This is a genomic window from Hydrogenophaga atypica, assembly GCF_042665215.1.
Lineage (GTDB): Bacteria > Pseudomonadota > Gammaproteobacteria > Burkholderiales > Burkholderiaceae_C > Hydrogenophaga > Hydrogenophaga defluvii_A.
Genome location: NZ_JBHTCA010000006.1, coordinates 51078 through 77084 on the forward strand (window position 1 = coordinate 51078; position 26007 = coordinate 77084).

General features: G+C 65.1%; 24 protein-coding genes. 14 read left to right on the plus strand and 10 right to left on the minus strand.

Going from position 1 to position 26007, the window contains the following annotated elements:
- Positions 1–2 precede the first annotated feature (2 nt).
- The gene (locus ACFQPB_RS10760; RefSeq protein ID WP_382222909.1) at positions 3–1367 is read right to left on the minus strand and encodes an MATE family efflux transporter; all 1365 of its coding nucleotides are present in this window, start codon (positions 1365–1367) and stop codon (positions 3–5) included.
- A gap of 19 nt (positions 1368–1386) precedes the next feature.
- Positions 1387–1944, minus strand: a complete 558-nt coding sequence (locus tag ACFQPB_RS10765) for a DUF2239 family protein (protein WP_382222912.1) — start codon at positions 1942–1944, stop codon at positions 1387–1389.
- Positions 1945–2025: 81 nt separating this feature from the next.
- Between ACFQPB_RS10765 and ACFQPB_RS10770 the strand changes: the two genes are divergently transcribed.
- Together ACFQPB_RS10770 and ACFQPB_RS10775 are read left to right on the plus strand one after the other, a co-directional pair.
- Positions 2026–3285 (plus strand): RsmB/NOP family class I SAM-dependent RNA methyltransferase, encoded by a 1260-nt coding sequence (locus tag ACFQPB_RS10770; protein WP_382222915.1) that lies wholly within the window; start codon positions 2026–2028, stop codon positions 3283–3285.
- 165 nt (positions 3286–3450) lie between these two features.
- The gene (locus tag ACFQPB_RS10775; protein ID WP_382222918.1) at positions 3451–4662 is read left to right on the plus strand and encodes a DesA family fatty acid desaturase; all 1212 of its coding nucleotides are present in this window, start codon (positions 3451–3453) and stop codon (positions 4660–4662) included.
- Between the two features lie 98 nt (positions 4663–4760).
- On the opposite strand, the gene rpmG is transcribed toward ACFQPB_RS10775, so the two are convergent.
- From rpmG to trxB, 3 genes are all read right to left on the minus strand, one after another.
- Positions 4761–4931 carry a 50S ribosomal protein L33 gene (gene rpmG / locus ACFQPB_RS10780; RefSeq protein WP_374406294.1) on the minus strand — a complete coding sequence of 57 codons (171 nt, stop codon included), beginning with the start codon at positions 4929–4931 and terminating at the stop codon, positions 4761–4763.
- Between the two features lie 12 nt (positions 4932–4943).
- A complete protein-coding gene (gene rpmB / locus ACFQPB_RS10785) occupies positions 4944–5177 on the minus strand; it encodes a 50S ribosomal protein L28 (RefSeq protein ID WP_342128501.1) in 234 nt (77 codons plus the stop codon).
- 179 nt (positions 5178–5356) lie between these two features.
- The gene (trxB, locus tag ACFQPB_RS10790; protein WP_382222921.1) at positions 5357–6304 is read right to left on the minus strand and encodes a thioredoxin-disulfide reductase; all 948 of its coding nucleotides are present in this window, start codon (positions 6302–6304) and stop codon (positions 5357–5359) included.
- A 123-nt stretch (positions 6305–6427) separates the two neighbouring features.
- On the opposite strand from trxB, the gene ACFQPB_RS10795 reads away from it, so the two are divergent.
- Both ACFQPB_RS10795 and lolA read left to right on the plus strand, forming a co-directional pair.
- Positions 6428–8800, plus strand: a complete 2373-nt coding sequence (locus ACFQPB_RS10795; protein ID WP_382222923.1) for a DNA translocase FtsK — start codon at positions 6428–6430, stop codon at positions 8798–8800.
- 52 nt (positions 8801–8852) lie between these two features.
- Positions 8853–9506 carry an outer membrane lipoprotein periplasmic chaperone LolA gene (gene lolA / locus ACFQPB_RS10800; protein ID WP_382222926.1) on the plus strand — a complete coding sequence of 218 codons (654 nt, stop codon included), beginning with the start codon at positions 8853–8855 and terminating at the stop codon, positions 9504–9506.
- A gap of 6 nt (positions 9507–9512) precedes the next feature.
- Here lolA and ACFQPB_RS10805 read toward each other — a convergent pair whose 3' ends face one another.
- The 4 genes from ACFQPB_RS10805 to ACFQPB_RS10820 are packed head-to-tail and all read right to left on the minus strand — an operon-like array spanning position 9513 to position 11948.
- Complete coding sequence (locus ACFQPB_RS10805) at positions 9513–9986, minus strand: hypothetical protein (RefSeq protein ID WP_382222929.1); 474 nt, start codon at positions 9984–9986, stop codon at positions 9513–9515.
- Positions 9983–10723: an alanyl-tRNA editing protein gene (locus ACFQPB_RS10810; protein WP_382222932.1), complete on the minus strand. Its 741-nt coding sequence runs from the start codon at positions 10721–10723 to the stop codon at positions 9983–9985. The genes ACFQPB_RS10805 and ACFQPB_RS10810 overlap by 4 nt, the downstream gene beginning before the upstream one ends.
- On the minus strand, positions 10720–11517 hold the full coding sequence (locus ACFQPB_RS10815; protein WP_382222935.1) for a glutathione S-transferase family protein: 798 nt from the start codon (positions 11515–11517) through the stop codon (positions 10720–10722). Before ACFQPB_RS10815 ends, ACFQPB_RS10810 begins: the two co-directional genes overlap by 4 nt.
- Positions 11514–11948 carry a PACE efflux transporter gene (locus ACFQPB_RS10820; protein WP_382222937.1) on the minus strand — a complete coding sequence of 145 codons (435 nt, stop codon included), beginning with the start codon at positions 11946–11948 and terminating at the stop codon, positions 11514–11516. Before ACFQPB_RS10820 ends, ACFQPB_RS10815 begins: the two co-directional genes overlap by 4 nt.
- A gap of 61 nt (positions 11949–12009) precedes the next feature.
- Between ACFQPB_RS10820 and ACFQPB_RS10825 the strand changes: the two genes are divergently transcribed.
- From ACFQPB_RS10825 to ACFQPB_RS10855, 7 genes are all read left to right on the plus strand, one after another.
- On the plus strand, positions 12010–13305 hold the full coding sequence (locus tag ACFQPB_RS10825; RefSeq protein WP_382222939.1) for a replication-associated recombination protein A: 1296 nt from the start codon (positions 12010–12012) through the stop codon (positions 13303–13305).
- Positions 13306–13558: 253 nt separating this feature from the next.
- Entirely contained in the window at positions 13559–14488 is a 930-nt protein-coding gene (locus ACFQPB_RS10830) for a branched-chain amino acid ABC transporter permease (RefSeq protein ID WP_382222942.1), read from the plus strand.
- An 18-nt stretch (positions 14489–14506) separates the two neighbouring features.
- Positions 14507–15589: a branched-chain amino acid ABC transporter permease gene (locus ACFQPB_RS10835; protein ID WP_382222945.1), complete on the plus strand. Its 1083-nt coding sequence runs from the start codon at positions 14507–14509 to the stop codon at positions 15587–15589.
- A gap of 18 nt (positions 15590–15607) precedes the next feature.
- Positions 15608–16378, plus strand: coding sequence for an ABC transporter ATP-binding protein (locus ACFQPB_RS10840; RefSeq protein ID WP_382203396.1), 771 nt, complete (start codon positions 15608–15610; stop codon positions 16376–16378).
- A 12-nt stretch (positions 16379–16390) separates the two neighbouring features.
- Entirely contained in the window at positions 16391–17107 is a 717-nt protein-coding gene (locus ACFQPB_RS10845) for an ABC transporter ATP-binding protein (protein ID WP_382222948.1), read from the plus strand.
- 170 nt (positions 17108–17277) lie between these two features.
- Positions 17278–18831 carry a lysine--tRNA ligase gene (lysS, locus tag ACFQPB_RS10850; RefSeq protein ID WP_382222951.1) on the plus strand — a complete coding sequence of 518 codons (1554 nt, stop codon included), beginning with the start codon at positions 17278–17280 and terminating at the stop codon, positions 18829–18831.
- 143 nt (positions 18832–18974) lie between these two features.
- Positions 18975–21743 carry an EAL domain-containing protein gene (locus ACFQPB_RS10855; RefSeq protein WP_382222952.1) on the plus strand — a complete coding sequence of 923 codons (2769 nt, stop codon included), beginning with the start codon at positions 18975–18977 and terminating at the stop codon, positions 21741–21743.
- Here ACFQPB_RS10855 and rpoH read toward each other — a convergent pair.
- Positions 21734–22684 carry an RNA polymerase sigma factor RpoH gene (gene rpoH / locus ACFQPB_RS10860; RefSeq protein WP_382222954.1) on the minus strand — a complete coding sequence of 317 codons (951 nt, stop codon included), beginning with the start codon at positions 22682–22684 and terminating at the stop codon, positions 21734–21736. The two genes, ACFQPB_RS10855 and rpoH, sit on opposite strands and share 10 nt — an antisense overlap.
- Before the next feature lie 173 nt (positions 22685–22857).
- Here rpoH and ACFQPB_RS10865 point away from each other — a divergent pair, with 173 nt between their 5' ends.
- Genes ACFQPB_RS10865 through ACFQPB_RS10875 form a run of 3 tightly spaced genes read left to right on the plus strand, consistent with a single transcriptional unit; the run spans position 22858 to position 25972 of the window.
- Positions 22858–24066 (plus strand): efflux RND transporter periplasmic adaptor subunit, encoded by a 1209-nt coding sequence (locus ACFQPB_RS10865; protein ID WP_382222957.1) that lies wholly within the window; start codon positions 22858–22860, stop codon positions 24064–24066.
- Positions 24063–25253: an ABC transporter permease gene (locus ACFQPB_RS10870; protein WP_382222961.1), complete on the plus strand. Its 1191-nt coding sequence runs from the start codon at positions 24063–24065 to the stop codon at positions 25251–25253. The genes ACFQPB_RS10865 and ACFQPB_RS10870 overlap by 4 nt, the downstream gene beginning before the upstream one ends.
- Entirely contained in the window at positions 25250–25972 is a 723-nt protein-coding gene (locus ACFQPB_RS10875; protein ID WP_382222964.1) for an ABC transporter ATP-binding protein, read from the plus strand. Before ACFQPB_RS10870 ends, ACFQPB_RS10875 begins: the two co-directional genes overlap by 4 nt.
- Positions 25973–26007: the final 35 nt, after the last annotated feature.

A 26007-nucleotide genomic window follows, 5' to 3' on the forward strand; every position in this document is an offset into this window, starting at 1 on the left:
CTTCAGATCAGGCGGTGGATCTTGCGGTGGCGCCAGACGCCCCGGAAGTACGCCGTCTGCAGCGCCAGCATGGCCAGGTAAGCCACCGGAAACGCGATCCAGATGCCTTCCAGGCCCAGGCGCGCATTGAGGCCCCAGGCCACGCCCACCTGCACCACCAGGATGCAGGCGATGCTGATCAGCGTGGGCACCAGCACCACACCACTGGCGCGCATGATGGCGCCCACCACCGCCTGGAAACCGAACACCAGCAGGCTCCAGAGCATGATGTGCAGCAGGTGCTCGGCCTGCGCCAGCACCTCGTGCTGCGTCAGGAACAGGCCCAGCAGCGCGTGCGACAGCGCATAGCCCAGCAGCACAAAACTGCCGGTGAGCGCGGTGTTCATCCACAGACCAGTCCGCAGAATGAGCCCCAGCCGCTCGGTCGCACCCGCACCAATGGCCTGTGAGGCCAGGATCGACGCGGTGATGGCGATAGAGAGCGCCGGGAACTGCACATAGTTGACCACCTGCGTCACCGCACCGTAGGCCGCCGTGGCCTGCGATCCGTGCTGGTTCACCAACGAGAGAATGACCAGCTCCGACAAAGAGATCACCACCATCTGCACCCCGGTGGGCAGGCCGATACGCAACACCTTGCCCAAGATGACACGGTCAAACCGGAGGGCGGCCAACAACTTGCGGTTGGGCGCCATCACATGCCCGATGCGGCGCAGCCGCACGGCCAGGAAACCCAGGGCCGCCAGCGTGGACAGGAAACTGGCCACCGCCGCGCTCACCGTGCCCAGGCGCGGCAGCCCCAGCCAGCCCTGAATGAGCGCCGGCGTGAGGATCAGGCCCAGCACGGTGGACAACAACAACGCCAACAGGGGCGAGACGGTGTCGCTCACCCCGCGCAGCAGTTGGGTGGACAAGATGAACACCAAGAGCACCGGCATGCTCAGCATCATCACGCGGGCATAGGCCAGGGCATCTTCCAGCACGTCCGCCGGCGTGCCCAGGGCCTCCATGGCCGGGCGGGCAAACAAGGCGCCCAACACCGCCGCCGTCACGCCCACCAGTGCCCCCAACGTGAGCGCAGCGCCCGCGATGGCCCGCACCTTGGCCGGCTCGCGGGCACCCCAGGCCTGCCCCACCAGCACCGAGGCACCGGCCCCCAGGCCAATGATCAGTGACACAAAAAAGAAAACGATGGGGAACATGCCAGCCACCGAGGCCAGTGCGTGGGTGCCCAGCATCTGGCCTATAAAAATGCCGTTGAGCGTGCCGGAGAGGCCCTGCAGGATGTTGGCCAGGATCATGGGCACCAGCAGCATCAGGTAGGTGCGCCACAGGGGCGGTGGTGCGGTGGGAACAGTGGTCGTCATACAACTGAGTGAAAAAGAATCAAGTGGCGGGCTGGGCGGCGTCGAATCCGCCACTGGCGAGGCGGCCAATGTGTTGCCGAACGTCCTGCGGCCAGTGAGCGGTGTGTTGTTCAAACGCGCCCGCATCACCTGCGAACAGCGCCCGCGAGGCTTCCTCAAAACCCGGCAGATCTGCGGCCAGCGTGCTCATACAACGGTAGGCCCGCTCGCGCGCCAGGCGCTGCGCGTCCGCGTCGGCATGTTGGCGCCGCGCCTCGTCCACCAGCCGCCGCAAGGCCGCAGATGCACCCCCGCGTTGCTGGGCCAGCCACGCCCAATGCCGGGGCAACAAGGTGACCTCGCGCGCCACCACGCCCAGGCGGGGTCGGCCCACCGTTGGTGCGGCTTCGGGCACCACGGGCAAAGGCCGGTCCAACACGGCGCCGGTGCTGTCGTCAAACACCAGCAGCCCTTCGTTCGATGCCGGCAAGGCATCGAGCAGGCGGGTCACTTCGGCATAGGTGCCGGCGGCCACGCGTCTATCCCCTAGGAAGGCGGTACAGGTGGGCGGGTCGGATAGCGGCTTGGGTGGGGTCATGCTGAAATTATACCCGGGTTTTATTTTTTACCCGGGTCAAATCAAGTCCGATGCCTGTCCTCCAATGGGACAATAGCGCCCATGCACCCAAAAGCTTTGCTGGACGAGAGCGCCAGCCTGATCGAAAAAATCTTCAAGTTCGACCACCCCGCCGACGCGGTGGTGGCCCGTCATTTCCGCGAGAACAAATCGTTGGGGCCACGCGAGCGCGCCACCCTGTCCGACACGGTGTTCGCCGTGTTGCGCGAGCGCTTGCGGCTCGAATGGCTTGCCCGATCAGGCAGTGGCTCCAAGTGGCGGCGCCTGGCCATTCTGGGCTTCCCTGGCGACCGCGACTTTCTGAAAAGCGCCCTCACCGAGCAGGAGAAAACCTGGCTGGACCACTGCTTGGCGGTGAAAGACGCCGACCTGATGGCGCCGCACCGCCACAACCTGCCGGAATGGCTGGCCACAGCGCTGCAAGCGCAACTGGGCGGCGAATTTGATGCCCTGGTGCGCAGCCTGAACGAGGTGGCGCCTCTCGATTTGCGGGTAAATGCCCTCAAAGCCAAACGCCCGTCGGTGCTGGAAGCACTGGCGAAAGCGGGCATCAAAGCCCAGGCCACACCCCACTCGCCGCTCGGTATCCGGGTGGAGGGCAAACCCTCGCTGTCCAAACTGCCGCTGTTCACCCAGGGCGATGTGGAGGTGCAGGACGAAGGCTCGCAACTGCTGACCCTGCTGCTGGAGCCCAAGCGCGGCGAAATGGTGGTGGACTTCTGTGCCGGTGCCGGCGGCAAAACCCTGGCCATCGGCGCGGCCATGCGCAACAGCGGCCGCCTCTACGCCTTTGACACCTCGGCCCACCGACTCGACGCCATCAAACCCCGCCTGGCGCGCAGCGGCCTGAGCAACGTGCACCCCGTGGCCATTGCCCACGAGCGCGACGAGCGCATCAAACGCCTGGCCGGCAAAATCGACCGCGTGCTGGTGGACGCGCCCTGCTCCGGCCTGGGCACGCTGCGCCGCCACCCCGACCTGAAGTGGCGCCAAACCCCCGCCACGGTGGCCGAACTGGTGCTGTTGCAAAGCGCCATCCTGGCCAGCGCGGCGCGCCTGCTCAAGCCCGGCGGCCGGCTGGTGTACGCCACCTGCAGCCTGTTGCCCGACGAAAACGAGGCCGTGGCTGCGGCGTTTGGGCAGGCCCACCCCGAGTTCATGCCGGTGGACGCGGCCGAATGCCTGGCCCGCGCCCAGGTGACGGACGCCGACAACCTGTGCCACAACGGCCAACTCCGCCTGTGGCCCCACCGGCACGGCAGCGACGGCTTTTTTGCCGCTGTGTGGGAGAAAAAGGCCTGATCGGCCTTGATTGGCGTCAATATGGACGCATTTCTGACAAACATTGGGTGCAATTGCACCATGCTGCAGCGCAGCACTTGGTGAAAAGCGCTGCACAACCTAAAATCGGGGGCTGTCCGGATTCTGCGAACCGGGCCCCCTGACCCCCGTTCTCAAAGGAACACGATGACCGTTTTCGATACCGGCCTGGACATGCTGCTGAATTTCTTGTCCAACGGCCTGACTGGCGCCACGTGGTGGCAGATGGTGCTGATCGCCCTGGTGCTGACCCACATCACCATCGCCAGCGTCACCATTTACCTGCACCGCCACCAGGCGCACCGCTCGATGGAGCTGCATCCCATCGCTTCGCACTTCTTCCGCTTCTGGCTCTGGATGACCACAGGCCAGGTGACCAAGGAGTGGGCCGCCATCCACCGCAAACACCACGCCAAGTGCGAACGCGAAGGCGATCCGCACAGCCCTCACGTGTTTGGCATCAAGACCGTGTTCTGGAAGGGCGCCGAGCTGTACCGCGCCGAATCGAAAAATGCCGAAACCATGGCACGTTACGGCCATGGCACGCCAGACGACTGGATGGAGCGCAATGTGTACACGCGCCATTCGGCGCTGGGCGTGAGCCTGATGCTGATCATTGACGTGACCTTGTTTGGTGCCGGCGGCTTGGCGGTCTGGGCCTTGCAGATGGCGTGGATTCCGATCACCGCTGCCGGCATCGTCAACGGCATTGGTCACTGGTGGGGCTACCGCAATTTCGAAGCGGTGGACGCCAGCACCAACATCTCGCCCTGGGGCATCATCATCGGTGGCGAAGAGTTGCACAACAACCACCACACCTACCCCACCTCGGCCAAGCTGTCGGTCAAGCCCTTTGAATTCGACATCGGCTGGCTGTACATCAGCATCCTGCAGTACATGGGCCTGGCCAAGGTCAAGAAGATCGCGCCGCAACTGGTGTTGGGTGAAGTCAAACCCGTGGCGGATGCCAAGACGCTGGAAGCCATCATCGCCAACCGTTACGAAGTGATGGCCCGCTACGCCCGTGAGATGCGCGCCGCTGCTGGCCACGAACTGGAAACACTGCGCGCCAAGCGTTTCGACTCCTCGGCACTCGATGCGGCCCGCCGCTGGCTGCACCGCGACGACGACAAGGTGCCGGCCGACGTGAAGCCCCAGGTGCAACAGACCATCGCCGCATCGCCCGTGCTGGCCAAGATGCACACCATGCGCGAAGAGCTGCGCGCCCTGTGGTCCAGTACCAACGCCTCCCGCGACCAACTGGCCCTGGACCTGCAAGCCTGGTGCAAACGCGCAGAAGACAGCGGCATCGCCGCCCTGCGCGACTTTTCGGTGAAACTTCGCTCTGCTCACGCCTGATGGCCTTCGTCTGCGCCGTGCCCCAGGGGGCGGCGCAAACGGACAACAAAAAACCCGCTGTGAAAACAGCGGGTTTTTTTGTTGGGCGTCAGGCTCAATTATTTGAGCTTGATTTCCTTGTAGTCCACGTGCTTGCGGGCGACCGGATCAAATTTCTTGATCAGCATCTTGTCCGGCGTGGTCTTCTTGTTTTTGGAGGTGGTGTAGAAGTGGCCAGTTCCAGCGGTGGATTCCAGCTTGATCTTCTCGCGTGCGCCTTTGGTTGCCATGGTGTGTGCTCCTTAAGCTTGGCCGTTGGCGCGCATGTCGGCCAGCACAGCGTCGATACCGTTTTTGTCGATCAGGCGCAGGGCAGCACCCGAGACGCGCAGGCGAACCCAGCGGTTCTCGCTCTCGACCCAGAAACGGCGGTATTGCAGGTTCGGCAGGAACCGGCGCTTGGTTTTGTTGTTGGCGTGGGAAACGTTGTTCCCGACCATGGGCTTCTTGCCCGTCACTTCGCAGACGCGTGCCATGAAGGACACTCCGATCAATCAAACAGCCTGTCGCAGCGGGCCGGCCCACAGAACGGGGCCAACTGGCGATCAAGCTTCACCTCGCCAAGAAAAGGGTGGCGGTAACCCAATTTGCTGAAATGTGAGGCGCACCTTCCCAGGCACACCACTCAGCAAAGCCCGCAATTATAGCCTGAAGCTCAGGCTTCGTTCTGTTCCAGGAAACGCTGGGCGTCCAACGCGGCCATACAGCCGGTACCGGCGCTGGTGATGGCCTGGCGGTAGACGTGGTCTTGCACGTCGCCGGCGGCGAACACACCGGGCACGCTGGTCATGGTGGCAAAACCCTTGAGGCCACTCTGGGTGACGATGTAGCCGTTGTCCATGGTCAGCTGACCCTGGAAGATCTCGGTGTTGGGCGCATGGCCAATGGCGATGAAGCAGCCCTGCAGCGCGATATCCTCGGTGCTGCCGTCCACCGTGCTCTTGACGCGGATGCCGGTCACACCAGTGTGGTCGCCCAGCACCTCGTCCAGCGTCTTGAAGGTTTTCAGCTCGATCTTGCCTGCCGCCACCTTCTCCATCAGCTTGTCCACCAGGATGGGCTCGGCCTTGAACTTGTCGCGGCGGTGCACCAGATAGACCTTGCTGGCGATGTTGGACAGGTACAGCGCCTCTTCCACGGCGGTGTTGCCGCCACCCACCACGCAGCACACCTGGTCGCGGTAGAAAAACCCATCGCAGGTGGCGCAGCCACTCACGCCTTTGCCCATGAAGGCCTCTTCGGAGGGCAGACCCAGGTACTTGGCCGAAGCGCCGGTGGCGATGATGAGCGAGTCACAGGTGTAGCTGTCGCTGTCGCCCTTGAGGGTGAAAGGTCGCTTGGAAAAATCCACCGCGTTGATGTGATCGAACACGATTTCGGTCTTGAAACGCTCGGCATGCTCCTGAAACCGCTGCATCAGCTCGGGACCTTGCACACCCATCACATCGGCCGGCCAGTTGTCCACTTCGGTCGTGGTCATGAGCTGGCCGCCTTGTGCCAAGCCGGTGATCAGCACCGGGTTGAGGTTGGCGCGTGCGGCGTAGACGGCGGCGGTGTAACCGGCGGGACCGGAGCCGAGGATGAGGACTTTGGCGTGTTTCATGGTGAAAAATGTGCAGTGGGCGTTGACCCTGGATTGTAAGAACCGCACCGGACGGCCGGACTGTACGGAAACCCATTCCCCCACACCGACTGCGGTAAGCTTGCTGGCTGACTGCGGGAGCCTATGACCTATTCCTTGAACACCCTCAATGTTGATCGGCAGAACCCGCCCACCTCGGGCGTGGCGCGGTTTGCACAGGAAATTGCCCTGGTGCTGGGTGCGGCCGCCTTGTTGTTCTGGCTGATCGCGCTGCTCAGCCACTCGCTGGCCGATCCCGCCTGGTCCACCACCGGGACACGGGCCGAGGTGCACAACTGGGGGGGCCGCGTCGGCGCCCTGCTGTCGGACGGGAGCTACTACCTGTTGGGCTTCTCGGTCTGGTGGTGTGTGGCCGCTGCGGTGCGGGCCTGGCTGGCCGGCTTGGCCCGCTGGTTGCGCGTGGCGCGCGACGAAACAGTGGCCCCACCACCGGACAGCATGGCCTGGTGGCAACGACCGCCTGCGCAGCGGGCCGCCTTCTGGCTGGCGCTGCTGGTGTTGTTGGCCGCCAGCACGTTGTTGGAATGGGGCCGCCTCTACCGCATGGAGCCCCACCTGCCCGGCCACGCCGGGGGGGTGCTGGGCGCCAGCCTGGGCCCGCTGGCCACGCGCTGGCTGGGTTTCACCGGCAGCACGCTGCTGGCGCTGGCCCTGATCGTGCTCGCGTCGGGCTGGGTCTTCCGTTTCTCGTGGGGGCATTGGGCCGAACGCCTGGGTGAACGGCTGGACCAGTGGTTTGAGACCCGGCGCGAAAAACGTGAGGCCACGGAAGATCTGCGCATCGGCGAACAGGCGGCCAAAGCGCGCGAGGAGGTGGTGGAGGAAGCCCGCGTGGAGATCAAGGAACACCATGCGCCGCCGGTCAAGATCATTGAGCCCATGCTGGTCGAGGTGCCCAAAAGCGAGCGTGTGATCAAGGAGCGGCAGAAGCCCCTGTTCACCGAAATGCCCGACAGCAAGCTGCCCCAGGTCGATTTGTTGGACGCGGCCCCGGGCCAGCAGAACACGGTGTCGCCCGAAACGCTGGAGATGACCAGCCGCCTGATCGAGAAAAAGCTCAAGGACTTTGGCGTCGAAGTGCGCGTGGTGGCCGCCGCGCCCGGTCCGGTGATCACGCGCTACGAGATCGAGCCGGCCACCGGCGTCAAGGGCTCGCAAATCGTCAACCTGGCGCGCGACCTGGCGCGTTCGCTCTCGCTCGTGTCCATCCGCGTGATCGAGACCATCCCGGGCAAAAATCTGATGGCGCTGGAACTGCCCAACGCCAAGCGCCAGATGATCAAGCTCAGCGAAATTTTGGGCTCGCAGGTCTACCACGAGGCCAAAAGCCTGCTGACCATGGGCCTGGGCAAAGACATCGGTGGCCAGCCGGTGGTGGCCGATCTGGCCAAGATGCCGCACTGCCTGGTGGCCGGTACCACCGGCTCGGGCAAGTCGGTGGGCATCAACGCCATGATCTTGAGCCTGCTCTACAAGGCCGATGCCAAGGACGTGCGCCTGCTGCTGATCGACCCCAAGATGCTGGAGATGAGCGTCTACGAAGGCATTCCGCACCTGCTGGCCCCCGTGGTGACCGACATGAAGCAGGCCGCCCACGGCCTGAACTGGTGTGTGGCCGAGATGGAGAAACGCTACAAGCTCATGAGCAAGATGGGCGTGCGCAACCTGGCGGGTTTCAACACCAAGATCGACGAAGCCACGGCGCGCGGCGAATCCATTGGCAACCCCTTCAGCCTCACGCCCGAGCAGCCCGAACCGCTGGAGCGCCTGCCTTACATCGTGGTCGTCATCGACGAACTGGCCGACCTGATGATGGTGGTGGGCAAGAAGATCGAGGAGCTGATCGCCCGCCTGGCACAAAAGGCGCGCGCGGCCGGCATCCACCTCATCCTGGCCACCCAGCGCCCCAGCGTGGACGTGATCACCGGCCTGATCAAGGCCAACATCCCCACCCGCTTGTCCTTCCAGGTCAGCAGCAAAATCGACAGCCGCACCATCCTCGACCAGATGGGTGCCGAGGCCTTGCTGGGCATGGGCGACATGCTCTACATGCCCTCGGGCACGGGCTTCCCGGTGCGGGTGCACGGCGCGTTCGTGAGCGACGACGAGGTGCACCGCGTGGTGGCCTACCTGAAGGAGCAAGGCGGCGAGCCCAACTACATCGAAGGCCTGCTGGATGGCGGCAGCGCAGACGGAGACGGTGGCGACCTGTTTGGCGAAGGCGGCGGCGGTGGCGACAGCGGCGGCGAAAAAGACCCCATGTACGACCAGGCCGTGGCCGTGGTGTTGCAAGACCGCAAGGCCAGCATTTCCTACGTGCAGCGCAAGCTCAAGATCGGCTACAACCGCTCTGCACGCCTGCTCGAAGACATGGAAAAGGCCGGCCTGGTGAGCTCGCTCACCAGCAGCGGCCAGCGCGACATCCTGGTGGCGGCCCGTGGCGGCAACGATGATTGAAACAGGCGGCAACGCCAGGGAACCCGTGGTGCCGCCAGGTGCTCAGAACCGCATGCCTTCGTACATTCAGTTGTTCTTGAAATCCCTCTCGCTGGGCCTCGCATTGTGGTGTGGCGCGGCCCAGGCCGACGGCCTGCAGGCGCTGGAGCAGTTCTTGCGCAGCACCCAGAGTGGCAGTACCACCTTCACCCAGACCGTGACCTCGCCTCTGCGCCAGGGCGAGACGGTGGCGCGCAGCAAAACCTCCAGCGGCACGTTCGAATTTTCCCGACCGGACCGTTTCCGCTTTCAATACACCAAGCCCTTTGAGCAACTCATCGTGGCCGACGGCCAGACGCTGTGGTTACACGACATCGACCTCAACCAGGTGGCGGCGCGCAAACAAGCCGAGGTGCTGGGCAACACGCCAGCCGCCATCATCGCCTCGGCCGCCGACCTGAAAGCCTTGTCGGCCGTGTTCACGCTGGGCAATGCGCCCGAGCGCGATGGGCTGGAATGGGTGCTGGCCACACCGCGCAACCGCGATGCTCAGCTGCAGTCGGTGCACCTGGGCTTCAAACAGGGGCAGCTTGCGGCCCTGGAAATGCTGGACAGCTTTGGTCAGCGTTCGGTGCTGCGATTTGGCACCCTCGATGTGAGCACCCGCCTGCCTGCAGAGCGTTTCCGTTTCACGCCCCCCGCGGGCGTGGACGTGCTCAGGCAGTAGGTCAATTCAAGGCGCCGGCTCCACACACACCCGGCCCTTGGCGGCCATCTGCAAACAGCGCGGCAGCGGGTAGCGCCACTCGCCTCGCACGGCGCCGATCATTTCCAGCACCGTCTCGGCCGGGCGGGCGCTGACGTAGTAGTCGTAAATCTGCCCATTGACCACCAGCGCGGCCTGCGGCGAGCCGCTGCGCCCGCCGCTGGCACGGTCCAGCGCGTCTTTCAACGGCTTGACTTCGGGCGGCAACTGCGCGGCAGGCGGCACCGAAGCGCGAATCGGTTTGGTGACGTAGCTGAAGCGCACGCCTTTGAAGTCCGGCGCCGCCAGCAACTGTGGCAGCTCGGTGGTGCGCCAGGCCTTGCAAGGCGGACAGTCGTCCCCGCCCATCCAGATCAGGTGGATGTCGGGCTGGGGCGGCGCAGCTTGCGCCAGCGCGGCAGGCGCCCACACAGCCACAAAAAGCCACAGCAGCCGGGTCATGCGAATCCCAACACCACGCGCCGCGTCTGGGCGCTTTTTTTCTCGATCTTGGTCACCACCACCGCACCAATCTCGGCGGTGTTGGCCACATGGGTGCCGCCACAGGGCTGCAGGTCGATCAGCTCCGCCGCGCCGATGCGGATGGTGCGCACCGTGCCACTGCCACGCGGAGGCGACACGCTCATGCTCTTGACCAGGGCTGGGTTGGCATCCAGCTCGGCATCGGTGATGGCGCCCACCACCACCGGGTGCGCAGCGGCCACCAGCGTGGCAATGCCCTGCGTCAGCACCTCTTTATCGAGCGGCTCGGTCATGTGAAAGTCCAGTCGCGCGTAGTCGGGTGTGATGGAACAACCGTCCACCGGCTGCGCAACCAAGTGGCACAACAAATGGGTGGTGGTGTGAAAACGCATCAGGCGCAGACGCCGAGGCCAGTCGATCTGCGCACGCACGGAAGTGCCCACATGCAGCGCCGCCAGCAAGGCGTCTTGCCCCGCTGCGGGCACGTGCACGATGTCGGCCGTGGGGCGGCCTTCGGCGTCTTTCGCCTTGCGGGTGTCGGCGATGTGCAGCACACGGCCATCACCCAGCACCAGTTGGCCGGCATCGCCCGCTTGGCCGCCGCCCAGGGGGTAGAACACCGTGCGGTCCAGCACCACGCCGGCCTCGGTCACGGCCACCACTTGGGCCTCGCAGGCCTGTTGGTAACTGTCGCTGCGAAACAGGTCTTGTGTCATGCCAGCAAGCCCAGTTCCGCGTCGCTGGCGCTGTGTTCGTATTTGTTGCGTGGCGGCCAGGGGCGGCTGCGCCAATGGGGCTCGAAGCTGAACGAGGACCGCGTGCGGCCCGGCAACAGGCCGCCGTTGCCTGCCCCCTTGGCGTAGTCGTGGTAGACCTTGACGATTTCTTCCTCCGTCACCTGCTGTGCAGCGGGGTGCGCCAGGCAGGCATCGCGCCAGCGCCGCACACGCGCGTAGGCTGGGTCGTCGGGCAGCTCGAAACCCTCGTAGTAGGCGAGGAACCAGAAGCGCATGAAAAAGGGCGTGTACACCGTCTCAGCCCAGCCAAAATCGTCGAACAGCCAGGTGCCGTCGGGCGCGTGCTGCAGCAAAAAGTCGTTCAGCCGGGCGTACTGCTTGAGCATGTGTTCGCGCAAGCCCTCGCGTTTGCCCGGGTCCTGGTTCATCACCCAGGTGTAGCCGGCCGACACAAAATCCCCCTCCATGCGGCACAACATGCCTTCCACCGCACGCAAGTAAGGATCGCGTTGCGCCACCGGCGGCTCGGGGAACAGGTCTTCGAGGTACTGCAGGATGACCAGGCTTTCCTTGAGGATGTGGCCGTCGGCCGTTTCCAGCACCGGCAAGGCCGTGGTGCCACGCGTCTTGGCCAACAACCATTCGGGTCGGGGCTGGGTGATGTCCACCGCCACAAAACGCACGGCATCCTGCCGGCCTTTGAGGGCGAGCAGAATCTCCAGCCGCTGGCAGAACGGGCAGACGGGGATGTGGTAGACGGTCAATGTGCTCATGAGGCGGGGGTTGGCAGGGCCGAAGCGGGCAGGCCAAATACGCGGTCGAACACCCAGGTGAAGACCATGGTGTAGACCAAGAAGAACAGCAACAGGCCCAGATCGGTGATGAGGGCGTTCCAGTAGCTCATGTCCAGCCAGTGGGCCACCAGTGGCACCAGCAACAGGGCCAGCCCTCCTTCAAAACCGATGCCGTGCGCGACACGGCGCGCCAACGACCGGCCGCGCACCACCTGGCGCGCTTCCCAGCGTTCAAAAAACCAGTTGAACAGGTAGTTCCAGGTCAGGGCCACGGTGGACATGGCCACACTCAGGCCCAGGGCCGAACCCATGGGTTCGTTGAACATCCAGCCCAGCGCAGGCGTGACGATGGCGATGGCGACGGATTCGTACAGAACGGCTTGAACGATGCGGCGGTTGCGAGGTGACATCCGCCGATTGTGCCGCGCAGCGCCAAAATCTGCCGACGGCGCCTGAGCCACAATGCTTGCCATGGCTCCTCCGCACATTCCCCTGCCCGAACGCCTGCGCCCCCGCACCCTGGGCGAGGTGGTGGGCCAGCAGCACTTGCTGGGCGAGGGCATGCCGCTGCGCATCGCCTTCGAATCGGGGCAGCCCCACAGCTGCATCCTCTGGGGCCCGCCCGGCGTGGGCAAAACCACCATCGCCCGCCTCATGGCCGATGCTTTTGACGCGCAGTTCATCGCCATCAGCGCGGTGCTGGGGGGCGTCAAAGACATCCGCGAGGCGGTGGACCAGGCCTTGCTGGCGCGCGACGGGCTGGAGCAGCGCCGCACCATCGTGTTTGTGGACGAGGTGCACCGCTTCAACAAAAGCCAGCAGGACGCCTTCTTGCCCCATGTGGAAAGTGGCCTGTTCACCTTCATCGGCGCCACCACCGAAAACCCGTCGTTCGAAGTCAACTCCGCCCTGCTCTCGCGCGCCGCCGTCTACGTGCTGCAACCACTCACCGAAGACGATCTGCGGCTGATCGTGACCAAGGCCCGCGCCATCGATGCCGTGCCGCCCGTGCAGCCCGAGGCCGAACAGCGCCTGCTCGCCTATGCCGATGGCGATGCACGCCGGCTGCTGGGCACGCTGGAAACGCTGGCTGTGGCCGCCCGGGTGCAAAAGCAGCCCGAGATCACCGACGCCTGGCTGCTCAAGGTGCTGGGCGAACGCCTGCGCCGCTACGACAAAGGCGGCGAACAGTTTTACGACACCATCAGCGCCCTGCACAAAAGCGTGCGTGGCTCCGACCCCGACGCGGCGTTGTACTGGCTGGTGCGCATGCTCGACGGCGGGGCCGACCCGCGCTACATGGCACGCCGTCTGGTGCGCATGGCGGCCGAAGACATTGGCCTGGCCGATCCCCGCGCCCTGCGCCTGGCGCTGGACGCCGCCGAGGTCTACGAGCGCCTGGGCAGCCCCGAGGGCGAACTGGCCCTGGCCGAATGTGTGGTCTACCTGGCCGTGGCGCCCAAGTCCAACGCCGTTTACAAGGCCTACAACGCCGCCCGCGCCTTCGTCAAAAAAGACGGCAGCCGCCCGGTGCCCATGCACCTGCGCAACGCCCCCACCCGCTTGATGAAAGACCTGGACTACGGCAAAGGCTACCGCTACGCCCATGACGAAGCCGACGGTTTTGCCGCCGGCGAAACCTACCTGCCCGATGGCATGGCAGCACCCGGCTTCTACCAACCGGTGGAGCGGGGGCTGGAAATCAAGATCGCCGACAAGCTGCGCCAGCTGGCCCAACGCAACCATGAAGCAAGAACATCAGATTAACCATTAGAACAACTAATGATTAGCGCTATTTGCATCAGTCGATGGTCGGACACCCCTAATTTCAAGGGTTTTCCCGAGCTTCTACGGGCATACGCGTATACGGCGCCCCGTTACAGATCACTACAATCCCGCCCACTCTCACCCGCAGCGGTCCCGGCGCCACAGGCTCCGAATCCGGCTGGCGGGTTTTTTGCTACCTCGTCAGGCTTGGGGTCTTGAACCCCAGCTTTCTGTCCAAACCGGAGAAACCTGAATGGAAACCTTGCTGCAGCAGATCATCAACGGTCTGGTTCTCGGCAGTATGTACGCCTTGGTGGCCCTGGGCTACACCATGGTGTACGGCATCATCGGCCTGATCAACTTTGCCCACGGTGACGTGCTGATGGTGGGCGCGCTCACCAGCTGGACCATCATCGTCACCATGCGCGACGCCATGCCGGGCGCGCCGGGCTGGCTGATCCTGCTGCTGGCCTTGGTGATTGCCATGGTCGTGTGTGCGCTGCTCAACTTCACCATCGAGAAGCTGGCCTACCGGCCCTTGCGCAACTCGCCCCGGCTGGCACCGCTGATCACGGCGATGGGCATGTCCATCCTGCTGCAGACGCTGGCGATGATCATCTGGAAGCCCAATCCGAAGTCCTACCCGTCCATGTTGCCCACCGACCCCATCAACGTGGGCGGCGCGGTGATTTCGGTCACACAAATCTTCATTCTGGGCACCACCGCCGTGGTGCTGGCCGGCCTGATGTACATGGTCAACAAGACCAACCTGGGCCGCGCCATGCGCGCCACCGCCGAAAACCCGCGGGTGGCCGGCCTCATGGGCATCAAGCCCGACATGGTGATTTCGGCCACCTTCGTCATTGGCGCCATGCTGGCCGCCATCGCCGGCGTGATGTGGGCCGCCAACTACGGCACGGTGCAACACTCCATGGGCTTCATGCCCGGCCTCAAGGCGTTTGTGGCGGCCGTGTTTGGTGGCATCGGCAACCTGGGCGGCGCGGTGGTCGGCGGCATTTCGCTGGGCCTGATCGAGTCGCTCGGTGCAGGTTACCTGGGGGCGCTGACCGGCGGTTTCCTGGGCAGCCAGTACACCGACATCTTCGCCTTCATCGTGCTGGCCGTGGTGCTGACCCTGCGCCCCTCGGGCCTGCTGGGTGAACGTGTGGCCGACCGCGCCTGACGCGAAGGAAACCTCATCATGATGAACACAAAACAAGGCAAACTGATCACCTTCCTGATCGCAGCCGTGGCCCTGCTGGTGCTGCCGCTGTTCCTGCAGACCTTTGGCAATGCCTGGGTCCGCATCATCGACATGGCGCTGCTGTATGTGCTGCTGGCGCTGGGCCTGAACATCGTGGTCGGCTACGCCGGCCTGCTCGACCTGGGCTACATCGCCTTCTTTGCGGTCGGCGCCTACATCATGGGCCTGCTGGGCTCACCCCACCTGGCCGATGCCTTTCCCGCCATCAAGGCGGCCTTTCCCAACGGCATCCACTACAACATCTGGGTGCTGATGATTTTTGCGGCCATTGTGGCCGGTGTCGTCGGCATGATTCTGGGTGCACCCACCCTCAAGCTGCGCGGCGACTACCTGGCCATCGTGACCCTGGGCTTTGGCGAAATCATCCGCATCTTCATGCTCAACATGGACCGTCCGGTGAACATCACCAACGGCCCCAAGGGCCTGAGCCAGATCGACTCCATCTCCATCTTCGGTGTCAACCTGGGCAAGAAGCTGACCATCGGCGACTTCACCTTCCAGCCTGTCACGCTGTACTACTACCTGTTCCTGTTCCTGGTGGTGCTGTCGGTCATCATCTGCTACCGCCTGGAGCGCTCGCGCATTGGCCGCGCTTGGATGGCCGTGCGTGAAGACGAGATTGCCGCCAAGGCCATGGGCCTGAACACCCGCAACCTCAAGCTGCTGGCCTTCGGCATGGGCGCCTCCTTCGGCGGTGTGTCCGGTGTGCTGTTCGCCTCTTTCCAGGGTTTTGTCTCGCCCGAATCCTTCTCGCTGATGGAGTCGGTGATGGTGGTGGCCATGGTGGTGCTGGGTGGCATTGGCCACATCCCAGGTGTCATCCTGGGCGCCTTGCTGCTGGCCGGCCTGCCCGAGGTGCTGCGCCACGTGGCCACGCCGCTGCAGGCACTGACCGACGGCCGTCTGGCGCCCGAAATCCTGCGCCAGCTGCTGGTGGCCCTGGCCATGATCGTCATCATGCTGCTGCGTCCGCGTGGCCTGTGGCCCGCGCCCGAACACGGCAAGTCGCTGAGCAAGTAATTCACCGAGGCACACCACATGTCTGAAACCATTCTGAAAGTGGCCGGCGTCTCCAAACGTTTCGGCGGCCTGCAGGCCCTGAGCGACGTCGGCATCGAAATCCAGCGCGGCCAGGTTTATGGCCTGATCGGCCCCAACGGCGCCGGCAAGACCACCTTCTTCAACGTGCTGACCGGGCTGTACACGCCCGACAGCGGCACCTTCGAACTGGCCGGCAAACCCTACACCCCCACCGCCGTGCACGAAGTGGCCAAGGCCGGCATCGCACGCACCTTCCAGAACATCCGGCTGTTCGCCGAAATGACGGCACTGGAAAACGTGATGGTCGGTCGCCATGTGCGCACCCACTCGGGCCTGATCGGCGCCGTGTTGCGCACCCCTGGCTTCAAGGCCGAGGAAAAGGCCATTGCCGAGCGCGCCCAGGAGCTGCTGGAGTACGTGGGCATTGGCAAATACGCCGACTACAAAGCGCGCACCCTGAGCTATGGCGACCAGCGTCGCTTGGAAATCGCGCGTGCCTTGGCGACCGATCCCCAGCTGATTGCGCTGGACGAACCGGCCGCCGGCATGAACGCCACCGAAAAGGTGATGCTGCGCGAGCTGATCGACCGCATCCGCAACGACAAGCGCACCATCCTGCTGATCGAACACGACGTGAAACTGGTGATGGGCCTGTGCGACCGCATGACCGTGCTCGACTACGGCAAGCAACTCGCCAGCGGCACGCCCAGCGAAGTGCAGAAGAACCCCAAGGTGATCGAGGCCTATCTGGGCACCGGCGGCCACTGAGCGAGAAAGAACATGGCACAAACCCTACTCAAAGTCAGCGGCCTGAAGGTCGCCTACGGCGGCATCAAGGCGGTCAAAGGTGTGGACCTTGAAGTTCGCGAAAAAGAGCTGGTCACCCTGATTGGCTCCAACGGCGCCGGCAAAACCACCACCATGAAGGCGGTGACCGGCACCCTGGCCATGGAAGGCGGCGACATCGAATACCTGGGCAAAAGCATCAAGGGCAAAGGTTCGTGGGACCTGGTCCGCGAAGGCCTGGTCATGGTGCCCGAAGGCCGTGGTGTGTTCACCCGCATGACCATCACCGAAAACCTGCAGATGGGCGCCTACATCCGCTCCGATAAAGCCGGCATCGCCGCCGACATCGAGCGCATGTTCACCATCTTCCCGCGTCTGCGCGAGCGCAAGGACCAACTGGCCGGCACCATGTCGGGCGGCGAGCAACAGATGCTGGCCATGGGCCGCGCGCTGATGAGCCAGCCCAAGGTGCTGCTGCTCGACGAACCCTCCATGGGCCTGTCGCCCATCATGGTGGACAAAATCTTCGAAGTGGTGCGCGATGTGTCGGCCCAAGGCGTGACCATTTTGCTGGTGGAGCAGAACGCCCGCCGCGCCCTGCAGATCGCCGACCGGGGCTACGTGATGGACTCGGGTGAAATCACCATGAACGGCCTTGGCAAAGACATGCTCGACGACCCGAAAGTGCGCGCCGCGTACCTCGGCGAATGACATAAAGCCCCCGCGCTCTGCCGCTTCGCGGGTCGCTGCCCCCCCAAGGGGGTGCGGCCTTGCTTGGGGCGGCCCGGCGCAGCGGCCCACTGCACTTCGAACACGTTTGCAGTCAAAACTAGAATAGAGGGTTGCGCACAACGGTGCGCAACCCTTTTTTCATTGCCAACATGAACACCCCAGCCGCTGCCCACACCCACACCGCCGTTGCCGAAGACAACCAGCTGATCACGGAACGCCGCGAGAAGCTCAAGGCGCTGCGCGAGCAGAAACAGGCCGCGGGCGAGCCGGTGTTCCCCAACGATTTCAAGCCCGCCGACCGCGCACAAGACCTGTTCGAGCGTTATGACGCCATGAGCAAAGAAGAGCTGGAGCCGCTCAAGGTGCGCGCCAGCGTGGCGGGCCGCATGATGCTCAAGCGCGTGATGGGCAAAGCCAGTTTTGCCACCCTGCAGGACGCTTCTTTTGGTCCGTCCAACGGCCGCATCCAGATTTACCTGGGCAACGACAGCGTGGGCGAAGAAGCGCATGCCGCCTTCAAGCACTGGGACCTGGGCGACATCGTGGCCGCCGAAGGCACGGTGTTCAAAACCCGCACCGGTGAACTCACCCTCCAGGCCGACAAGGTGGTGCTGCTCACCAAGAGCCTGCGCCCCATGCCGGACAAGTTCCACGGCGTGAGCGATCAGGAGATCAAGTACCGCCAGCGTTATGTGGACCTGATGACCGACGAGGCCGCGCGCAAGCGGTTCATGGCCCGCAGCCAGGGTGTGACGCACCTGCGCGAGTTCATGGTCCAGCACGGCTTTCTGGAGGTGGAAACGCCCATGCTGCACCCCATCCCCGGCGGTGCCAATGCCAAGCCGTTTGAAACCCACCACAACGCGCTGGACCAGCAAATGTTCCTGCGCATCGCACCCGAGCTGTACCTCAAGCGTCTGATCGTGGGTGGCTTCGAGCGCGTGTTCGAGATCAACCGCAACTTCCGCAACGAAGGCATCTCGGTGCGCCACAACCCCGAGTTCACCATGATGGAGTTCTACGCGGCGTACTGGAACTACCGCGACCTGATGGACTACACCGAGGCGCTGATCCGCGATGTGGCACAAAACACCTGCGGCACCCAGCAACTGAGCTACCAAGGCCAGCCGGTGGACCTGAGCCAGCCCTTTGCGCGCCTGACCATACGCGAAGCCATCCTCAAGTACACCGAAGCCGGCGACCACGTGGACAGCCGCAGCTGGCTCATCAACGAGTTGCGCAAGCTGGGCCTGACCGAAGAAAAAGACAAGCTCTCGGCACGCAGCCTGGCCAGCCTGCAGGTGATGTACTTTGAAGAGAAGGTGGAAGAACAGCTCTGGCAGCCCACCTTCATCATGGAGCACCCGACCGAAATTTCGCCGCTGGCCCGCGCCAACGACGAGCGCCCCGAGGTGACCGAGCGCTTCGAGCTCTACATCACCGGCCGCGAATTCGGCAACGGCTTCTCGGAGCTGAACGATGCCGAAGACCAGGCCGCCCGCTTCCACGCCCAGGTGGCCAACAAGGACGCCGGTGACGACGAGGCCATGTTCTTCGACCACGACTTCGTGCGCGCGCTCGAATACGGCATGCCCCCCACCGGTGGCTGTGGCATCGGCATCGACCGCCTGATGATGCTGCTGACCGACAGCGCGAGCATCCGCGACATCATCCTCTTCCCCGCGCTGCGCCGCGAAGGCTGACCCGAAGCCCCGGGCGCGTGGAGGGCGAGCAGCTTGCCCACAACCGCCACGCCGCCTAAGATGATGACTCTGACAACAGTGTGGGCGCCGCTGGCCTGTGGCGGCCGTCCATCACCAGGGAGCGCGGTCACCTCTTTTTGCCCATGTCAGTGCGCCTGCGCCCGGATTTGCCTGTAAACAAGACGCTGCTGCGCCTGCGGGCCTGCCGTAGGCTGTTGTTCGGGTTGGCCCTGCTGGCGATGACGCCTTGGGTGCTGGCGGCACACGGTCAAACCTTGGTGCTGGGCGTGTTCGACAACCTCGGCGAAGGTCGCACACAGCGCCAATATGCGCCACTGATCGAACACCTCAACAGCCAGCTGCAGCACGAACGTATCGAGCTCAAGGTGTTGTCGCAGCAGGACCTGGAGGACGGCATCGCCAGCCGCACGCTGGCCTTCGTCACCACCACGCCCACCCACTTCGTTTTTCTGCGCCAACGCTGGCCGCTGGCCGGCGTGATGGCCACGCTGGTGACGGCCGAAGACGGTGTGCCAGCGTCTCAGTTCGGTGGCGTGGTGCTGCGCCGGCGGGAACGCACCGAGTGGCGCGCCTTGACCGATGTGCGTGGGCGCCGGGTGGCGGTGGCCAGCCGGCTGCACATGGCCTGGCGGGCCCCCGCCTTCGAGCTGCGGCAACGCCACATCGTCGTGCCCGACGCGCTGACGCAGGTGTTGGAGGTGGACTCCCACGAAAACGCCATCGCAGCTGTGTTGGACGACCGCGCGGATTTCGCTTTCGTGCGCACCGGCATCCTGGAAAAACTCACCCTCAACGGCATGCTGGACCCCGAGCGCATCAGCGTGGTCGAGCCACAAACCCACACCGGCTTCCCCTTGCAAAGCTCCACCCGTCTGTACCCCGAATGGCCGGTGTTCGCCCTGCCCCATGTGGATGAGCGCATGGTGCGCCGCGTGGCGTCGGCCCTGTACGCGCTGGAACCCGACCACCCGGCCGTGCGTGCGGCTGGCATACACGGCTTCACCACCCCGGCCGACTACCTGCCGGTGGAAAACATGGCGCGGGTGTTGCGCCTGCCACCTTTCGATCAGCCACCGGTCATCACCCTGGGTGATGTGCTGCAGCAGTGGCGCAACGAGCTGCTGGCCACCGGGGTGGCCGGGCTGCTGATCGCCGCGCTGGCCTTTCAGCTGTGGCGCGTGCAACACCGGGCAGCTGCGCGCCAGCGCCTGGCCATGCGCGTGTTTGAAACCACCAGCGAAGCGATTGTGGTCACCGATGCACAGGACCGGGTGGTGACCGTCAACCCCGCTTTCTGCCGCAACACGGGCTACCTGGAACGCGAGGTGCAAGGCAGGCCACACGCGCGGCTGCTGGCGCCCCTGCCCGCCCACTGGCAGGCCCAGGTGCAGGCGGCACTGCACGAATGCGGCGAGTGGTCGGGCGAGGTGATGAGCCGGCGCAAAAACGGCGAGCTGTTCCCCGAGTGGTTGACCATCAGCCACATCCAGGACAAAAACCGCAAGGTCAGCACCTATGTGCACGTGCACACCGACTTGAGCGAAATCCGCCGCGCCGAAGCGCGTGCCGAACAACTGGCGTCGCACGACGCGTTGACCGGGCTGGCCAACCGCACGCAGTTCCAGCTGACCCTGGCGCAAACCCTGCCACAACTGTCGCAGTCACAGCGGTTTGCCGGCGTGCTGCTGCTCGACATCGACCGCTTCAAACACATCAACGAAGCACGCGGGCTGGCGCTGGGTGACAACCTGCTCAAGGCCGTGGCCACACAATTGCGCCGACACCTGCACAGCGAGGACGTGCTCGCGCGGCTGGACGGCGACACCTTCGCCCTGCTGCCCCGTCGGGGTGCGCCCAGCCGCGAAGCCGCCGGGCGCGAAGCCCTGGCTCTGGCCGAACGGTTGCGGGGCCTGCTGCACGAAACCGTGTTGCCCGACGGCGAGTTGTTTGCGTTGGACTTGAGCGTGGGCATTGCCCTGTGCCCCGACCCACAAAGTCCGGATGCGGACGATGTGATGCGCCTGGCCGACACGGCGTTGCACAAGGCCAAGGCCGAAGGCGGCGCGCGCACCACCTTTTTTGAGGCCGCCATGGGCGAGGCGGTGGAGCAGCGTTTCCGCGTGGAGCGCGAGCTGCGCCAAGCGATTGCGCAGGGCGACTTGCGCTGCCACCTGCAGTCACAGGTGCGTGCCGACGGCCAGTTGGTGGGGGCCGAAGCCCTGGTTCGCTGGGCCCACCCCGAGCGCGGGCTGGTGCCCCCAGCGGTGTTTGTGCCGATCGCAGAAATGTCCGACCTCGTGGTGGCGCTGGACCGCTGGATGCTGGCCCAGGTCTGTCAGCTTCTGGTACGCCTGGACCGGCAGGGGCTGGCCCTGCGGCTGTCGGTCAACATCAGTCCGCGCCATTTCCAGCGCAGCGATTTCGTCGATTCGGTGCGCCTGCAGCTGGCCGACAGCGGTGCCGACCCGGCGCGGCTGGTGCTGGAAGTCACCGAAGGCATGGTCATGGGTGACCTCGCCGAAGCGGTGCGCAAGATGACCGAACTGAGCGCCCTGGGGCTGCACTTTTCGATGGACGACTTTGGCACCGGCTACTCGTCGCTGGCGTACCTCAAGCGCCTGCCCATCAGCGAGCTCAAGATCGACAAAAGTTTTGTGCAGGATGCCACCAGCAACCCGCAGGATGCGGCCCTGGTGGACACCATCCTGGCGGTGGCCCGCCAACTGCACCTGCAGGTGGTGGCCGAAGGGGTGGAAACGCCAGAGCAGGCGGCTTTTCTCGATCAGCGCGGCGAGGTGGCCCGCCAAGGTTACCTCTACGGCCGCCCTGAACCCATGGACGCCTGGCTGGCGCGTGTCGCGCCCACTGCCCCCGCTTCGCTTCAGGCGTAGGCGGCCAGGGCAGCGCGCATCTTCTTCATGGCGGCCACCTCGATCTGACGCACGCGCTCGGCGCTCACGCCGTACTCGGCCGCCAGCTCGTGCAACGTCATGCCGCCCGAGCCGTCGTCGTTCACCTTGAGCCAACGTTCGGCCACGATGCGGCGCGAGCGGTCGTCCAGCTGCGCCATGGCGTGCGCAATGCCGTCGGTGGCCAGGCGGTCGCGGTGCTGGTTTTCCAGCACGGCGGTGGGCTCGTGCGCGGCGTCAGACAGGTAAGCGATGGGGCCGTAGGTCTCCTCGCCGTCGTCCGACGGGCTCGGGTCCAGCACCACGTCGCCACCCGACAGGCGGCGCTCCATTTCCATCACTTCTTCGCGCTTGACGTTCAGCTCGCGCGCCACCACATCCACTTCGCTGTCGTTGAGCGTTTCGCGGTGGGTGGCCAGGTCGGCCTCGGCGGCGTCGGTCTTGAAACCCTGCTTCATGGAGCGCAGGTTGAAGAACAGCTTGCGCTGCGCCTTGGTGGTGGCCACCTTGACCATGCGCCAGTTCTTCAGGATGTACTCGTGGATTTCGGCCTTGATCCAGTGCAGCGCGTAGCTGACCAGGCGCACGCCCTGGTCGGGGTCGAAGCGCTTGACGGCCTTCATCAGTCCCACGTTGCCTTCCTGGATCAAATCACCGTGTGGCAGACCGTAGCCCAGGTACTGGCGCGACACCGACACCACCAGGCGCAGGTGCGACATCACCAGCTTGCCGGCGGCTTCCAGGTTGTTTTCGTCGCGCAGTTGGCGGGCAAAGCTCTGCTCCTCCTGCAGCGTGAGCATGGGCAGGCGGTTGACGGCCGAGATGTAGGCATCCAGGTTGCCCAGCGGGGGCAGCACCATGGCCGAAGCCCAGGGCTTGCTCAGCGCCACGGCGGTCGAATTCGGGTTGTGAGAAACGGTCATTTCTTCACCTTTCTGTGAGTGTCCTGATGGGACAGTTCAAATATTAGCACTCATTGAGAGTGAGTGCTAAGAGAAAGGTTCCACAACCCCACACACCACAGATTGACGCGCGTCAACGGCGTTCCACGGCGGGCACCCGATACTGGCCACCCGAGCCGCCCTTCTCCCTCACCATGAAACCCTCTCTCTGGAAAAAGCGCCTGCTGCCCGCCCTGGCGGGGGTGCTGTTGCTGGGCGCCGTGGGGTGGGTGGCCACCCGCACCGGGCCGTTGGCCCCCACTCAGGTGACGGTGGGGCAGGTGGACGAGGGCAGTGTGTCGCCGCAGCGTTTTGGCATCGGCACGGTGGAAGCGCAGCGCAGCTGGTCCATCGGGCCCACCGCCACCGCTCGCCTGCGCAGCCTGGCGGTGGACGTGGGCGACCGGGTGCAAGCCGGCCAGGTGCTGGCCGAGATGGACCAAGTGGACTTGGACGAACGTTTGCGTGCGCTCGACGCCAGCGTGGCCCGTGCCGCCAGCCAGCAACAGGGCGCCTCCGCCCTGGCCATTGACGCCACCGCCCGCCTGGCCCTGGCGCGCGCCAACCACCAGCGCAACCTTGAGCTGGCGCGGCAACAATTCATCAGCGCCGGCGCGCTGGAAGGCCGCGAGCAGGAGCTGCGCTCGGCGCAGGCCGCGCTGGCCACGGCCGAAGCCAACGTGCAAGCCAACCAGCAGGACGCACAACGCCTGCGGGCCGAACGTGCCGGCCTGCAAGAACAACGCGAGCGCCTGCGCCTGCGCGCCCCGGCCGATGCGGTGGTGGTGGCGCGCGAAGGTGAAGCCGGCGTCACCGTGGTGGGCGGCCAGCCGGTGTTCAAACTGATCGATCCGGCTTCGCTGTGGCTGCGTGTGCGCATCGACCAGGGCCAGTCGGCCGGCCTGGATGTGGGCACGCCGGCCCGGGTGGTGTTGCGCTCGCAACCACAACAAGCTCACGCCGGGCGGGTGGCCCGCCTCGAATGGCTGGCCGACAGCGTGACCGAAGAACGCCTCATTCAGGTGGCCTTTGACGCTGTGCCCGCAGGCGCTTCCATTGGCGAGATGGCCGAGGTCACGCTCTTGCTGCCGGCCACACCAGCGGGTCAGCGTGTGCCCAGCGCCAGTGTGCAGAGCTGGCAAGGCCACAGCGGCGTGTGGCGCCTGCACGGCGGGCAGGCCCAATTTGTGCCAGTGCGCGTGCTGGCACGTGGGGCCGATGGCCAGGTGCTGCTGCAGGCAGCAGACACCGCGTTGCCATTGGCAAAGGGCGATTTGGTGGTGGTGCACAGCCAGCGCGCGCTGGCGCCCGATGCGCGCATCCGCACCGTGGACAGCCTCGTCACCAGCCAATCCCAACCATGATCAGCCTGGCCGGCCGCGATCTCCAGCACAGCTGGAAACGTTTTGTGCTGACCGGCATGGGCCTGGGCCTGTTGATCGGCGTGACGCTGACCATGGCCGGCGTGTACCGGGGCATGGTGGACGACGCCGAGGCCCTGCTGGCCAACAGTGGCGCCGACCTGTGGGTGGTGCAGCAGGACACGCAGGGCCCCTACGCCGAATCGTCCAGCCTGCGCGACGACGTGGTGCACGCCGTGCGCGGTTTGCCCGGCGTGGCCGCCGCCGCCAACATCACCTACTTCACCATGCAGGTGCGCCAGGGCCAGCGCGACGTGCGCGCCATGGTGGTGGGCATTGACGCCACCGGCCCCGGTGGCCCCACCCACCTGGTGGCCGGGCGCCACATCGACCGCAGCCACTATGAGGCGGTGGCCGACATCAAAACCGGCTTTGCCGTGGGCGAACGGGTGCGCATTCGCCGGCACGATTTCACCGTGGTGGGGCTGACGCGGCGCGCCGTCTCGTCGGGCGGCGACCCCATGGTGTTTGTGCCGCTGAAGGATGCGCAAGAGGCGCAGTTTTTAAAGGACAACGACGCCATCATCGCCGACCGCCGCCGCCTGGAGGCCAACCCGACTTTCAACCGCCCCGGCCAGCCTGGTCTGCTGGACGCGGTGAAGAACCTGCAGACCAGCAGCCACAGCGTCAACGCGGTGCTCGTGCAGGTTGCCCCCGGTTTCAGCCACGACGAGGTGGCCGCCGGCCTGCGGCGCTGGAAACATGTGTCGGTGTTCACGCGCGCACAAATGCACGACATCCTGGTGGCCAAGTTGATCGCCAACTCGGCCAAACAAATCGGCATGTTCCTGGCTATTCTGGCGGTGGTCAGTGCCGCCATCGTGGCCTTCATCATCTACACCATGACCATGGGCAAGCTGCGCGAGATCGCGGTGCTCAAGCTCATCGGCACGCGCGACCGCACCATCGCCGGCATGATCCTGCAGCAGGCACTGGGTCTGGGACTGATCGGCTTTGTTGTGGGCAAGCTGGCGGCCACGCTGTGGGCACCGGCCTTTCCCAAATTTGTGCTGCTGCTCACACAAGACGCCATCACCGGCCTGCTGGTCACGCTGGGCATTTGTGTGCTGGCCAGCACCCTGGCCATTCGCATCGCGCTCAAGGTCGATCCCGGCGAGGCCATCGGATGAGCACCCCAACACTGGCAGGGGGCATCCTCATCGAAGGCCTGCGCAAGGTCTATGGCAGCGGCGACACCGCCGTGACCGCGCTCAAGGACGTCAACATGCACGTGCGCCCCGGCGAGGTGGTGGGCCTGGTGGGCCCCTCTGGCTCGGGCAAAAGCACGCTGCTCAAATGCCTGGGCGCCATCATCGAGCCCACCGGTGGGCGCATGACGCTGGGCGGGCGCGTGATCTACGACAGCGCCTGGACCGTGCCCGACTTGCGCGCCCTGCGCCGGGACCAGATAGGCTTTGTGTTCCAGGCGCCGTACCTGATCCCGTTTCTGGACGTGACCGACAACGTGGCCCTGTTGCCCATGCTCTCGGGCCAACCCAATGCACAGGCCCGCGCGCGTGCGTTGGATCTGCTGCAGGCGCTGGACGTGGCGCACCGTGCCCACGCGCAGCCGGGGCAGCTCTCGGGCGGCGAACAGCAACGGGTGTCCATCGCACGCGCCCTGGCCAACCGGCCGCCCGTCATCCTGGCCGATGAGCCCACCGCGCCGCTGGACAGCGAACGTGCCCTGGCCGTGGTGCGCATCCTCAACCAGATGGCGCAGCAGGCCCACACCGCCATCATCGTGGTCACGCACGACGAAAAAATCATCCCCACCTTCAAGCGCATCTACCACATCCGCGACGGCCAGACGGTGGAGGAAGCAGGCGAAGGCCGGGCGGTGGCATGATCGTTCGATCGCATTTTTCACCCCCACCACAAGGA